This window comes from Winslowiella toletana, from assembly GCF_032164335.1.
Lineage (GTDB): Bacteria > Pseudomonadota > Gammaproteobacteria > Enterobacterales > Enterobacteriaceae > Erwinia > Erwinia toletana_A.
Genome location: NZ_CP134152.1, coordinates 4477554 through 4491775 on the forward strand (window position 1 = coordinate 4477554; position 14222 = coordinate 4491775).

12 protein-coding genes are annotated in these 14222 nt (G+C 52.0%); 8 read left to right on the forward strand and 4 right to left on the reverse strand.

What is annotated here, in order from left to right; genetic code table 11:
• Positions 1-253: 253 nt before the first annotated feature.
• The 6 genes from RIN69_RS20365 (at position 254) to RIN69_RS20390 (ending at position 7485) form a co-directional block, all read left to right on the forward strand.
• Positions 254-1567, forward strand: a complete 1314-nt coding sequence (locus RIN69_RS20365; RefSeq protein ID WP_313854161.1) for a M20 family metallo-hydrolase — start codon at positions 254-256, stop codon at positions 1565-1567.
• Entirely contained in the window at positions 1564-3012 is a 1449-nt protein-coding gene (locus RIN69_RS20370; RefSeq protein ID WP_313854162.1) for a M20 family metallopeptidase, read from the forward strand. The genes RIN69_RS20365 and RIN69_RS20370 overlap by 4 nt, the downstream gene beginning before the upstream one ends.
• A gap of 84 nt (positions 3013-3096) precedes the next feature.
• The gene (gene abgT / locus RIN69_RS20375) at positions 3097-4626 is read left to right on the forward strand and encodes a p-aminobenzoyl-glutamate transporter (protein ID WP_313854163.1); all 1530 of its coding nucleotides are present in this window, start codon (positions 3097-3099) and stop codon (positions 4624-4626) included.
• 414 nt (positions 4627-5040) lie between these two features.
• The gene (locus RIN69_RS20380; RefSeq protein WP_313854164.1) at positions 5041-5259 is read left to right on the forward strand and encodes a hypothetical protein; all 219 of its coding nucleotides are present in this window, start codon (positions 5041-5043) and stop codon (positions 5257-5259) included.
• A gap of 9 nt (positions 5260-5268) precedes the next feature.
• Complete coding sequence (locus RIN69_RS20385) at positions 5269-5730, forward strand: DUF943 family protein (protein ID WP_313854166.1); 462 nt, start codon at positions 5269-5271, stop codon at positions 5728-5730.
• 366 nt (positions 5731-6096) lie between these two features.
• Positions 6097-7485: an MFS transporter gene (locus tag RIN69_RS20390; RefSeq protein ID WP_313854168.1), complete on the forward strand. Its 1389-nt coding sequence runs from the start codon at positions 6097-6099 to the stop codon at positions 7483-7485.
• Between the two features lie 37 nt (positions 7486-7522).
• Here the strand turns inward: RIN69_RS20390 and RIN69_RS20395 are convergent, their stop codons facing one another.
• A complete protein-coding gene (locus tag RIN69_RS20395) occupies positions 7523-8161 on the reverse strand; it encodes an RpiB/LacA/LacB family sugar-phosphate isomerase (protein WP_313854170.1) in 639 nt (212 codons plus the stop codon).
• A 371-nt stretch (positions 8162-8532) separates the two neighbouring features.
• Here RIN69_RS20395 and RIN69_RS20400 point away from each other — a divergent pair, with 371 nt between their 5' ends.
• Both RIN69_RS20400 and RIN69_RS20405 read left to right on the forward strand, forming a co-directional pair.
• Positions 8533-9699 (forward strand): oligogalacturonate lyase family protein, encoded by a 1167-nt coding sequence (locus RIN69_RS20400; RefSeq protein WP_313854171.1) that lies wholly within the window; start codon positions 8533-8535, stop codon positions 9697-9699.
• Positions 9700-9723: 24 nt separating this feature from the next.
• Positions 9724-10047: a cupin domain-containing protein gene (locus RIN69_RS20405; protein ID WP_313854173.1), complete on the forward strand. Its 324-nt coding sequence runs from the start codon at positions 9724-9726 to the stop codon at positions 10045-10047.
• A gap of 65 nt (positions 10048-10112) precedes the next feature.
• Here the strand turns inward: RIN69_RS20405 and RIN69_RS20410 are convergent, their stop codons facing one another.
• The 3 genes from RIN69_RS20410 to RIN69_RS20420 are packed head-to-tail and all read right to left on the reverse strand — an operon-like array spanning position 10113 to position 13965.
• Positions 10113-11426, reverse strand: a complete 1314-nt coding sequence (locus RIN69_RS20410) for a c-type cytochrome (RefSeq protein ID WP_313854174.1) — start codon at positions 11424-11426, stop codon at positions 10113-10115.
• Between the two features lie 11 nt (positions 11427-11437).
• Positions 11438-13222 carry a GMC family oxidoreductase gene (locus RIN69_RS20415; RefSeq protein WP_313854176.1) on the reverse strand — a complete coding sequence of 595 codons (1785 nt, stop codon included), beginning with the start codon at positions 13220-13222 and terminating at the stop codon, positions 11438-11440.
• Between the two features lie 2 nt (positions 13223-13224).
• Positions 13225-13965, reverse strand: a complete 741-nt coding sequence (locus RIN69_RS20420; protein WP_313854177.1) for a gluconate 2-dehydrogenase subunit 3 family protein — start codon at positions 13963-13965, stop codon at positions 13225-13227.
• Positions 13966-14222: the final 257 nt, after the last annotated feature.

The window sequence follows — 14222 nt, forward strand, 5'->3', positions numbered from 1 at the left end:
TTGTTAATTAGTCTCCGTTAAGCATAAATAAATATTATCACGAGAGCCATTTGAAATAAGCAATGCTTATCGATGCCTGAGCAGCGGCCAGACGCGTTAGCAGGCGCTTATTAGCATAAATAAGATAGCGATCACACTTAAACCATCAGAATACTGTTGACCGCAGAAAAATAAAATTCCCACCTGAACTCAATGTTCAGAAAATTAAATCTGTCGATAATTTTTTACGACACCGTGTTAGAGGATCAAATTAATGAGTACCCTTTCTGAACTGGTAGACGATCTATTTCCACGCCTGCAAAGCTGGCGACGCGATTTCCATTTATACGCTGAATCAGGCTGGCTGGAATTTCGCACTGCCACTCTGGTGGCCGATGAGTTGAATCGTTTAGGTTATCAATTACAGCTGGGTAAACAGGTGATTAACGCCGATGCGCGTATGGGCTTACCTGCTGACGCAGTGCTGGAGCAGCAAGAAGCACGAGCGCTGGCTCAGGGCGCGTTGGCTGAATGGCTACCGCACTTTTCCGGCGGCTTCTGCGGTATCGTCGCTACGCTGGAAACCGGTCGTCCGGGGCCGACCATCGCGTTTCGCGTCGATATGGATGCTCTCGATCTGAATGAAAAAATGGCTGACGATCACCGTCCGTTTCGCGACGGCTTCGCGTCCTGTAACCCGGGCATGATGCATGCCTGCGCCCATGACGGCCACACCACCATCGGGCTGGGCCTGGCAACGGTGCTGATGCAGATGAAATCGGCACTGAGCGGCACGATTAAGCTGATTTTCCAGCCTGCTGAAGAAGGAACCCGCGGTGCCAAATCGATGGTCGAGGCTGGAGTGGTAGATGATGTGGATTTCTTTACCGCCATCCATATTGGTACCGGCGTACCCAGCGGCGAAGTGGTATGCGGCAGCGACAGCTTTATGGCAACCACCAAACTGGACGTGACCTTCCGCGGCGTCGCTTCTCATGCTGGTGCACGCCCGGAAGAGGGACGCAATGCGCTGCTCGCCGCAGCGCAGGCCACGCTGGCACTGCATAATCTGCCGCAGCACAGCGGCGGCAGCGCCCGGGTAAATGTCGGCGTGCTGCAGGCAGGAACCGGACGTAATGTGGTGCCTGATTACGCCTTTATGAAAATTGAAACACGCGGTGCCAGCAACGAAATCAATGACTTTATCTGTCAGCAAGCCCACCAGGTACTGAGCGGTGCCGCAGCGATGTATGGCGTTGAACATCAGGTGAAACTGATGGGCGCGGCGCGCAGCAGCCAGCCCACGCCTGGCTGGGTCAATTTTATTCATCGCCAGGCAGAAGCGCTTAATGAATTCACCTCGGTGGTCGACCGCCGCCCGCAGGCCGCCGGCTCTGAAGACGCCACCTATATGATGGAGCGCGTAAAACAGCGTGGCGGTCAGGCTTCCTATGTAATTTTTGGCACCGAGCTTAGCGCTGGTCACCATAACGAAAAATTTGATTTCGATGAAAGCGTGATGCCCGCAGCGATTAAAACCCTCGCTACGCTGGCACTGAACCTGCCCGACTATCAGGAGGCACCATGAATCAGCCGGAACTGACCGACTTTATTAACCACTATATCGACAGCCAGCAGTCACGATTTAGCGCCATCAGTGATGCCATCTGGGATTGCCCGGAAACGCGCTTTCGCGAAACTGAGTCAGCAGAACGCCTTGCCAGCGCACTGGAGCAGGAGGGTTTTCAGGTTAAACGCGGCGTTGGCAATATCGATACCGCATTTATCGCCAGCTACGGCAGTGGTAAACCGATTATCGCCCTGCTTGGAGAATACGATGCGCTGGCCGGGCTCAGCCAGAAAGCCGCCACTGCCTCACCAGAACCGCTGGTGGAGAACGGAAATGGACACGGCTGCGGTCACAATCTGCTGGGCACCGCCGCGATGGCTGCGGCCTTTGCGCTAAAAAAACTGATGGAACAGAATGGCCTGAGCGGTACGGTGCGCTTCTACGGCTGTCCTGGCGAAGAGGGCGGCTCCGGCAAAACTTTTATGGTTCGCGAAGGATTATTCGACGATGTCGACGCCGCCGTAACCTGGCATCCTGAATCATTCAGCGGCATGTTTAATAACACCACCCTCGCCAATATCCAGGCCGCCTTCCAGTTTAAAGGCGTCGCCGCCCACGCCGCCAACTCTCCCCATCTGGGGCGCAGTGCGCTGGACGCCGTCACGCTGATGAATACCGGTGCGAATTTCCTGCGTGAACATATCGTGCAGGAAGCACGCCTGCACTATGCCGTGACCAACAGCGGCGGCAGCTCACCTAATGTGGTGCAGGCAGATGCAGAAGTGCTGTATCTGATCCGCGCCCCTCAGCTCGATCAGGCACAGGATATCTATCAGCGGGTAATTAACATCGCCAAAGGTGCCGCGCTGATGACCGACACCAAAATGACTCTGCGCTTCGATAAAGCCTGTTCCAACTACATCCCTAACCGGGCGCTTGAGCAGGTGATGGCCAGCTATGTGCGTGCTTTTGGCGTACCGCAATACAGCGACGAGGAAGTGGCGTTTGCCGGCCAGATCCGCGCCACCCTGACCCCTGATGATATCCGTAATGCCAAACTGAACATCGCCCGTACCGGCGGCGAAGCGGGCCAGGCATGGGTGCAAACGCTTGGCGAAAAAGTGCTGACCGATGAAGTTGCCCCTTACGCCATCACTCAGGAACTGATGTACGGCTCGACAGATGTTGGCGATGTCAGTTGGGTGACGCCGACCGCGCAATGTTTTAGCCCGTGCTTCGCCCTCGGCACGCCATTGCATACCTGGCAGCTGGTGGCACAGGGACGCACCTCAATCGCCCATAAAGGCATGTGTCTTGCAGGAAAAATAATGGCCGCCACTGCTGCCACTTTACTTGGCGATACGGAGGCGCTGGCGCGCTGCCGGGCTGAGTTTGCAGCTGCGCGAGCGCAACAGCCCTACCACTGCCCGATACCGGCTGACGTGACGCCTACTCCACTGTAAAGCACGACCCGATCGGCTCAGCACTGACTCAGCCGACGTAATAACAATAAAACTGTTTAATGCAAATACGACGAGGGGAAGACCATGAGTGAAGCTGCAACGCCAGCGGGAAAAAGCCCGGGGAAACTATTTAACTGTATTGAGCGCATCGGCAATAAAGTTCCCAATCCGTTTCTGCTGTTCGTCTATCTGATCGTCATACTAATGGTCGCTACGGCGGTCATCAGCACGCTGGGCCTGGCGGTTAAGAACCCCGCTAACGGCGAAATAGTCCGGGTAAATAATCTACTGAGCGTCGCGGGATTACAGTGGATCTTCCCGAATATTATCAAAAACTTCAGCGGCTTTACGCCACTCGGCTCGATTCTGGCGCTGGTGATTGGTGCCGGGCTGGCGGAAAAAGTCGGCTTACTGCAATCTCTGATGGTGAAAATGGCGTCACGCGTCAGCCGGCGTTACGCCAGCTATATGGTGCTGTTTATTGCGTTTTTCAGCCACATCTCTTCGGATGCGGCGCTGGTGGTAATGCCACCGCTCGGCGCGCTGATTTTTATTGCCGTGGGTCGTCATCCGGTGGCCGGCCTGCTGGCAGCCATCGCTGGCGTTGCTTCTGGCTTTACGGCTAATCTGCTGATTGTGACTACCGATGTGCTGTTGTCCGGTATCAGTAGCGAAGCAGCAAAAGCCGTCAGCGATACGGTGCACGTCAGCGTGATCGACAACTGGTACTTTATGGCCACCTCGGTGATTGTGCTGACCATTGCCGGAGCAATACTGACCGATAAGTATGTAGAACCGCGCTTACCCGCCTGGGAGGGCGGCACCGGTGAACGTCTGGCAGCCCTGACGCCATTAGAAAATAAAGGTCTGAAAGCTGCCGGCATCGCCGCACTGCTGTTTATCGGCCTGATGGCGCTGCTGGTGGTGCCAGAAGGTGCGCCACTGCGCGATCCGCATACCGGTTCAATTGTGCCTTCGCCGTTTATTAAAGGCATCGTGCCGATTATCATTCTGTTTTTCTTTACCGTGGCAATTGCCTATGGCGTCGTCACCAGACAGATCCGTCGCCCGGACGATGTGCCCAATCTGCTGGTCGAACCCATGAAGAGCATGGCGGGCTTTATTGTGATGGTGTTCCCGCTGGCGCAGTTCGTGGCGTTCTTTAACTGGAGTAATATGGGTAAGTTTATGGCTATCGGCCTGACCGATGTGCTGGAAACTGCCGGCGTCAGCGGCGCACCTGCCTTTCTCGGTTTGATGTTTCTCTCGGCGTTTTTATGCATGTTTATCGCCAGCGGTTCTGCCATCTGGTCGATTCTCGCGCCGGTATTTGTGCCGATGTTTATGCTGCTCGGTTTTCATCCGGCGTTTGCCCAAATGATTTTCCGCATCGCTGATTCTGCGGTACTGCCGCTGGCCCCAATGTCACCGTTCTTACCCCTGTTTCTCGGTTTCTTGCAGCGCTATCGCAAAGATGCTCAGCTCGGCACCTATTACGTGCTGATATTCCCCTACCCGCTGGTGTTCTTTAGCGTCTGGATCCTGCTGCTGCTGGCATGGTACATGCTTGGCTTACCCATTGGGCCGGGGGTTTATCCACAGATGCCGCAATAAAAACCACGGGGCAATGGTGACATTGCCCTTCCAATTTATTTGCTCTTAACACTCAGCATCATCTCCCTTCAAATAATCTTCCTTAGGTTTTTATCCTTATTTTTCTGCGTCTGATAGCAATTTAAAAATTTAAATCCAGCCATCAGCCTTGAATTATAATCACAATATTAGTGAGGGAAATAAAAAAATAGGCTCTGCTAAGGCATATTAAAGAGATTTGGTCAGCGCAATCCTGATGCTGGCGTGGTACTTACCGGCGGTGACAGATGATACACACCTGTGATACAAAAATCCCTGAACGATATCAATCGCCGGGGTTAGATTGCACGGCACATTTAATTCTGGCCTCGAAATTAATTAATTCGGTTATCATTACTTTTGATGGATGATTAGGATAAGATAAGGATGACTGAAATGAATGATCTATACCTCAAAGTTGACAGAATTGCGGGTGAATCAAAGGATGCTAATCATTTAGGTTGGATAAATATTTCAAAAAAACACATCTATTCTCAGATAGATAAAATCAAAGCGCAGCAAAGGGCTATCAGTTACCTCCCCTTGAATTATAATCCATTTTATCATTTTGACAGAATGACAAACCTCACTCAAAAAAAAATTAAATGTGAATAATGAACAGATATGAAATTTACGAAAGTATTGATAATTTTAAGTGTTTTATTTTTCAGTTATGCATTATGGTTTTCCTTCAGAGAGACAATTATTGTCGGCGTACATAAAGAAGGTGATGCGGCTTATATCTTAGTAAAAAACCCTCCATTACTTGACAGTACCAAATTAAAATGGTGGAAGGAAAAAAGCAAATATATTAATGAAAACTATCATATTCCAGTTAACTCCAGATACGGCTTTATTTTAATAATGGATTATGGAAAAGGCTATCAATTATTACCCAGTGATAAAAGGCTCAGTTCTGTTTATCCATCAGATTATATTTGCTTTGATGACATGAAGACCAGGATAAACTGTCTCTATAAAAATTGGATAATGTCCATCTCAAATAAAGCTGATGGTGAACTCAATATTAAGATTAAAAAAAACAGTTATACTCTGAAAAAAGATGGTTCTGTAGTCGAGGATTGATGGCAACTTTTCTCAACAAACATTGAGATTGTATCACTGATCTGCTATCCCCAAAAACTATATCATAAGCCTGAGATGCTGCATTCATACGCTCCTTTGACAGGTTCAGGGCTTCAGATTTCTTTGCGATTCGGTCAGCGATGATCCGCTACTCTTGCACGAGTAATGGTAATATCGCGCAGGCATTCTACTTCCCCTTCAGCATCATCTCCCTTTAAATACTCTTCCTTAGGTTTTTATCCTTATTTTTCTGCGTCTGATAGCAATTTAAAAATTTAAATCCAGCCATCAGCCTTTAGCATTGAATTGTAATCACTATGTTACTGAGGAAAAATAATTAAAATGTGTTCAGCATCTTCCCAGGGGATGGAATCCTCTTCTGCACGACCCAATAAAATCAATAGTTTAGCTAATCGTATTGATGCCCTTCCCGCTTCCGCCGGTCTGTGGCGATTTATTACTTTACTGGCTCTCGGCGGTTTTTTTGAACTCTACGATTTGTTTCAAACGGGATATATTAGTTCAGGATTAATCGCTGAAAACATATTTCATATTGGTAGTGAAGGTGTCTTTGGAATATCCGACCAGGCGGCCTTTGCTTCGGCGACATTTTTGGGCTTGTTTATTGGTGCCAGCTTACTGGCTCCCTATGCCGACCGTTTTGGCCGCCGGATGACCTTTATGTTTGCCCTCGCCTGGTATGGCGCTTTTTCCCTGCTGATGGCGTTCCAGAATCAGGCCGAGTGGATTATCTTTTGCCGCTTCCTGGTTGGCGTTGGGCTGGGCATCGAGCTGGTCACTATCGACACTTATCTGACCGAGTGGGTACCCACTCATCTGCGCAGTAAAGCCTTCGCTTTCGCCTTTTTTATCCAGTTCCTGTCGGTACCCACCGTGGCCTTAATGTCCTGGTGGCTGGTGCCACAAACCATTTTCGGCCTGACCGGCTGGCGTTATGTGGTTATTGCTGGCGCGCTCTGCTCACTGATCATCTGGTTTATCCGTAAAAACCTGCCCGAATCGGCGCGCTGGCTGGCGCAGCAAGGTCGTCATCAGGAAGCACATCAGGTGCTCAGCAGGATGGAACAGCGCTGTGGCGCGCCGGTCGGGCAAGATTTTCCACAGAATGATGCCGCCGCCCAGCTGCCGCAACGAGGCACATTTAAAGAAATTTGGTCAGCGCAGTACCGTAAACGTACCCTGATGCTGGTGGTAATGAATTTCTTTCAGGCAATTGGATTTTTTGGCTTTGGAAACTGGCTACCGGCGCTGCTGTCGGGCAAAGGGACCACCGTCACCCACAGCCTGCTGTATGCCTTCTTTATCACTCTCGCCTACCCGCTGGGTTCGCTGATTTGCAGCCGCTACGCCGACAGAATGGAAAATAAATGGCAGATTGTCCTCTCTTGCCTGATGACGGTGGTGTTCGGCACGCTGTTTGCGTTTCAGACTAATGCGCTGCTGCTGATCGCCTGTGGCTTCCTGATTACCTGGTCGAACGCCTGGCTGACTTACAGCTATCACGCCTATCAGACCGAAATCTTTCCCACCCATATTCGGGCGCGCGCGGTCGGTTTTTGCTACTCCTTTAGCCGCCTGTCTACGGTATTCAGCAGCATTATGATTGGCCTGATTTTGCAGTACGCCGGTACTCAGGGCGTGATTGCCTTTATCGTGGTAAGTATGCTGATGGTGATGCTATCGGTGGGCATATTCGGGCCGAAAACCCGCGGTATTAATCTGGAAAATATCTGACGGATGCTGCGGCATCAGCGGATGCCGCAGCTTTTTGCTACGCGACTAACTTACGGACAAAGGCTTCGATCTCTTTATCCTGACAGTTTTCAAAGAAGCACTGCTGGAAACGCTGGCCGCTGACCGCGGTTTTCACCAGTTCAGGATCGATAGCACGCAGGGTATCGAGATAGTTCTCTTTTACGACCGCTGCCTTAACCTGATTCAGAATACCAGCATTACGCACCTGCGGCTCTTTGCGATCCAGCGGGTAGCCCTGGCCTTTCTCGCCGGTAAACGCTTTTTCAAAGATAAAACGCAGATTCAGTTCTGCGCCCCAGCCAAAGCCCTTGGCAAACGGCAGAGCCAGCGCGTTGCCGTTGTTGATTTGCGCAAACAGGAATGCATCGGCCGGATCGATACAGTAGCCGCACACCACGCCCGGATGAATATTCAGCGACATCAGTGCGCCCTGGCCGGTGCCGCAGCCGGTAATCACGAAATCCACCGCCTTAGCATTCAGCAGAATGCTGGACATAATGCCGAGATGGATATAAGTCAGATGATGATCCTGCTCATCACTCATGCCGACGTTAAATACCGGGTAGTCTTTGCTGTCCGCAACCTGCTTCAGCTCTTTCAACACGACGGCATTTTTGCCTGCCTGACTGTTCTCCATCATCAGTGCAATCTTCATGGTTCTCCCCTCTGCTTCAGTGGCTTATTTCAGTGAATTAAGCCTGTGAAGCATGCGTGTACTTCACAGGTAGTAATTAATTTTATGAAACAACGTTTCATTTTTTAATGCAAGGTGTTTTTTATAGAGGTAAATTCTGCAAATTAATGTGACAAACTTCACACAACTACATCCGGTCACTGCACGCTAACTGGGTTTTGCGATCGCGGCTGCAAGTTACCCCATTATTTTGTATCGGCGGTTTATTGTGATCCCGTTCTCAATTCTTTCGGCTGCTGCTCGGCATCAGGGTGGAAAAGGATATGCTAAATGATAAATATGAAACAGCGTTTCAATAAATGAATTAATCTTGGGCAGATAAGGGGAACAGTATGGCGAAGGGTTCACGCATCAAACTTCCTTTCCACCATTTTCAGGATCCAGAGACCGGCGCAGCAGTGGTTCGCCTGACGCCACCAGAGGTGTTGTGTCATCGTAACTACTTCTATCAGAAGTGTTTTACCCAGGATGGTGAACGGCTGCTGTTTGCTGGCGAATTTGATGGTAACCGAAACTACTATCTGCTCGATCTGGAAACACAGGAAGCGAGACAGCTGACCGAAGGCCATGGTGATAATACCTTTGGCGGCTTTTTATCCCCCGATGATCGCTATCTTTACTATGTGAAAAACGAACGTAATTTGCAGCGCGTCGATATCAACAGCCTCGAGGAAATCAGCGTTTATCAGGTTCCGGACAGCTGGGTAGGTTATGGTACCTGGGTGGCAAACAGCGACTGTACACAGCTGGTTGGGATTGAGATTGCCCGTGAAGACTGGGAACCGCTCTCCGACTGGCAGATATTTCAACGCTTCTTCGAAAAAAATCCGCACTGCCGCCTGCTGCGCGTCGATCTGAACAGTGGCGAAGCGCAGACCATTCATCAGCAACAGCTATGGCTGGGCCATCCGATTTACCGGCCGTGGCATAATCAGACCGTGGCGTTTTGTCATGAAGGCCCGCACGATCTGGTCGATGCGCGTATGTGGCTGATTAATGAAGACGGCAGCAATATGCGTAAGGTAAAAGATCACGCGGAGGGCGAAAGCTGTACCCATGAGTTTTGGGTGCCGGACGGATCGGCGCTGATCTACGTTTCTTACCATAAAGATCGCCCGGATCGCCAAATCTGCCGCTACCATCCGGACAGCGATCGTAATGAAGTGCTGATGACCATGCCAGCCTGCTCCCATCTGATGAGTAACGAAAACGGCTCACTGCTGGTCGGCGACGGTTCCGGCACGCCGGTCGACGTACAGGATACCGCTGGCTACACCATCGATAATGATCCATGGCTTTATGTCTTTGATGTGCAACAGCGCCGTCATTTCCGGCTGGCCGGGCATCACAGTTCATGGCGCGTGCTGGATGGCGATCGTCAGGTGACGCATCCGCATCCGTCTTTTACTCCGGACGACCGTCAGGTGCTGTTTACCTCAGATTATGAAGGTCAGCCGGCACTCTATCTGGCCACGTTACCCGACAGCCTGACCCGTTAATCAATAAAAATTACAGGAATAACCATGTTTATCTACAAGCAAGAGACCACGCTGGAAGATTTGGGCAACGGCGTGACGCGCCGGGTGCTGGCGCATGGCGGCGGTATGATGGCGGTTGAAGTCAATTTCGAGAAGGATGCGGTAGGGCCGTTGCATCATCACCCGCATGAGCAGCTGACCTATGTGCTGTCAGGTCGTTTTGCATTCACCATTGATGGCGTAACGAAAGAGGTCGCGGCGGGCGATACCTTGTATAAAAAACCGCATGTGGTTCACGGCTGTGTCTGCCTTGAGCCAGGCACCCTGCTGGATACCTTTACCCCGCAGCGCGAAGATTTTCTTTCCTGAATAATATCGGAATATCTGGAATATTGCAGGGGAGCCGTTTTCGGCTCCCCTGAGTCTATTGAGAATTACTTTAATTTCTCGATATCGGCATCACCCTGATTACCAATTACCGCTTCATCCTTACGCACCTTCGCCACGTCTTTCTCGGTAACGACCGTGCTGGTGGTATTTCCCCAGCTGGTGCGGATAAAGTTAACCACATCCGCCACCTGACGGTCGTTCATCCGCCAGCCAAAAGCAGGCATGGTAATCGCCGACGGTGCGCCTTGCACGCCAGGCAGCGTATTACCGGTCAGCACGATATGGATCAGTGAAGTCGGATCGTCCGCTTGCACTACCGCATTACCCGCCAGCTCCGGGAAGAAGCGTTGGTAACCGCTGCCGTCGGTTTTATGGCAGGCCGCACAGCTGTCGACATACAGCGCCGCACCGGTTTTACCGTCGTCCCCGCGCCACAGCGCTTTTGCCACGCTGTCGTCCGGCTTGAAGCCCACCTGGTTTGGATCTTTGGCACCCAGCGACTTCAGATAACGAGCAATTGCCGTCGCATCTTCTGCACTGAGATATTGCAGACTGTGTTCAACAACATCGGTCATGCCACCAAATACCGCGGTATGATCGTTGCGACCGGTACGCAGGAACTGCACCAGATCGTCTTCGCTCCAGCGGCCTAAGCCGTCGCGGTTGTCGCCACGCAGATTGCTGGCAGTCCAGCCATCAATCGGCGCATTGCTGCCGGAAAGATAGTCGCCACCTTTATCATCATTCAGCGCTTTTTCCTGCATGGTAATGCTGCGCGGCGTATGGCAGGCACCACAGTGGCCGAGCCCTTCCACCAGATAACGGCCGCGTGCCAGCACTGGATCTTCACCGGCTTTTGGCTGGAAGGCTTTCACATCCGGTGCAAAGATGCCGCGCCAGACAGACAGCGGCCAACGCATCGACAGCGGCCACGGAATGTCGCTGTCTTTATTCTGCTGCGCGACCGGCTGTACGCCATGCATAAAGTAAGCATACATCGCCTGCATATCGTCATCGCTGACCACGGCATAAGAAGGGTAAGGCATCGCCGGATAGAGCGTATCGCCATTTTTCGCTACGCCATGACGCACCGCTTTCTGGAAATCGTCATAGCTGTAGCTGCCAATGCCATTTTCCGGGTCCGGAGTGATATTGGTGGAGTAAATGGTGCCGATGGGCGTCACCATCGGTAAGCCACCTGCAAACGGTTTCCCGTCCTTGCTGGTATGGCAAGCCACGCAGTCACCGGCGCGCGCCAGATATTCACCGCGCTTGATCAGATCGCCCGACTGGCTCTCTTCCGCCTGCACGCCAAACGCCAGCACGCCCAGTAGCAGGGCTGATAATCCGATTTTCATTGTCATCATCCTTATGCCTGCACCAGTGGACCAGGGTTTTTCAGATACTGTTCACGAATCGCTTTCGCTGACCAGTAAGTCAGTGCCGCCACCATGCCGGTCGGGTTGTAGCCCAGCCCCTGCGGGAAGGCAGATGCGCCCGGAACAAACACGTTAGAAACATCCCAGCTTTGCAGATAACGGTTAATGGCGCTGGTTTTCGGATCTTCGCCCATAATCGCGCCACCGTTCATATGGGTGGTCTGATAGACGGTGGTATCGAAGTGGGTACCCGGCTTTTTCGCCGCACCGGTGATCAGCTTCGGATTCATCGCTTCGGCGATGTTATGCATGCGGTCATGCATAAACTGCGACATCTTGATATCGTTTTCCTGCCAGTCAAAGGTCATACGCAGCAGCGGCTGGCCGTAAGCATCTTTGTAGTTCGGATCGAGATCGAGATAGTTATTACGATAAGACTGGTGCGCGCCGTGAGCATCCATCGAAACGTGATGGGTATAGTGATCGGCAACCGCAGCCTTCCACTGGCTGCCCCAGTTTGGCGTGCCCGGCGGCACTGGCAGACCGGAGATCGGCTTCACGCCTGCCTGGTTGACCCAAAACGGTGAGCCGCCAACAAAACCATATTTGCTGTGATCGAAGTTATCGGCATTAAAGTCATCAACGCCTACGCCTGCGCCACCGGCACCAATAAAGTTATTGGTGTGCACGTCTTTATCAAAGAAGGCTTTGATGGTGGAGAGATTCTGATAGGCAAAATTACGTCCGACAGTGCCTTCATTGGTCACCGGGTTATACGGCTTGCCGATGCCGGAAAGCAGCATCAGATGCACGTTGTGGAACTGGAATGCCGAGAGGATCACCAGATCCGCCGGTTGCACTACTTCGCGCCCCTGCGCATCGACATAGGTCACGCCGGTGGCGCGCTTTTTGTCATCGGTCAGATTCACGCGCAGCACGTGTGAATTAACGCGCAGTTCAAACTTCGACTCCTGACGCAGCGCTGGCAGAATATTGACGTTCGGCGAAGCTTTCGAATACATATAGCAGGCGTAGCCGCTGCAGAAACCGCAGAAGTTGCACGGCCCCATTTGTGCGCCATAGGTATTGGTATACGGGCCAGACGTGTTGGCCGATGGCAGGTCATATGGGTGATAACCGACGGATTCAGCCGCTTTGGCAAACAGCTGTGCGGAAAAAGTGCGTTTCTGCGCCGGCAGCGGGAAGTCACTGGAGCGATCCGGCGCAAAGGGGTTGCCGCCTTGCTCTTTACCGACCACTTTACCTTTGATGCTCCAGGCCGAGCCGGAAGTGCCGAACACTTTCTCAGCCTGATCGAAGTAAGGTTCCAGCTCATCGTAAGTGACGCCAAAGTCCTGGATGGTCATGCCTTCCGGAATAAATTTCTTGCCGTAGCGCTCTTCATAGTGGCTACGCATACGCAGTTCTATTGGATCGACGCGGAAATGCACTCCTGACCAGTGCAGACCGGCTCCACCGGTGCCGGTACCCGGTAAAAACGCCGCCAGTTGACGATACGGCTGAGCGGTTTGCGCCGAGTTATGACGAATGGTGACGGTGCTTTTGGATAAGTCCTGGAACAGCTTTTTGCGCACGTTGTAGGTCAGTTCGTCGATCACCTGCGGATACGCGCCGTCAGGATAAGTATCGCGATGCGGGCCGCGCTCCAGCGCCACCACATTCAGCCCGGCCTCCGTCAGCTCTTTAGCCATAATCGAACCGGCCCAGCCAAAGCCGACAATTACTGCATCCACTTTCTTCATTTCGTTTGCCATGCTTAAGCTCTTTCCCCGCGAATAGACACCGGCGGGAACGGATAGCGTTCGCCGCGTTCAACCCAATCCATAAAATCAGCACGTGCGCCAGGGAAGCCAATCAGCGTCCAGCCCACCATCTGCTGATTACCACCGTGGATCGGATCGCTGAAGAAACCTTCACGGGTGTTCTGTAACAGGAAAGAGAAAAAGACTTTACTCGGTAGCTGTCTGAACCCGGCGCTGCCGCTTTCAAACGCCTGCAAAATCGTGTCCTGCTGCTGCGCGGTCAGTTCAGCAAACACTTTACCGTGCTGTGCTTTTGCATAAGCGTCAGCCTCTTCCAGCCCCAGACGATAAATCTGCTGCGGCACCAGCGGCAGCTGATAGCCCAGCTCGCGGTCAGCATCGGGATGAAACGGCCCCTGCATATACCAGTTGGCACCGGTGGCATAAGGGGTATTCATCTGGCGATCGATAAACTCCGGCACGCCGGCTTCCAGCGCCCCAGGGCCACGTTCATCTGCCGGGATCAGGCGCGCGACGGCGGCCTGCAGAAAGGCAAACTCTTCACGGGTGAACCAACTCGGTTGATAATCTTTTGCCTGCTGCGGGCCAGCGGGTGCTTGATTATCTTTAGCCTGCGCCTGGCTGGCGACAGCCAGAGAGCCAAGTCCGGTGCTGCCAATCGCCACTGCCGGAGCCAGCGTTATGGTCTTCAGGAGAAAGTCTCTCCTTGAGCTGCCTGTTTTTTCTTTTGACATTACATTGCCTTATCACGCTACCGCGCTGCGGTGCGCATCAATGAGTGAGTATCGGTGTTGTTGTTTTTATCAGGATATTCCGGGGATACAGGCGGTAACATTTTGTGTTACCGGTAACAATAATCAATATTGTAACAGCATTCCCCTTTAAACTTTAGGCTTAAGAAACAAAACCACACAAATTCCTTAACAATTAGCCGACAATTAACCGGCTTTAACCAGAAAAATCCCACCAGGCGGGGAATTTGAAACGGACG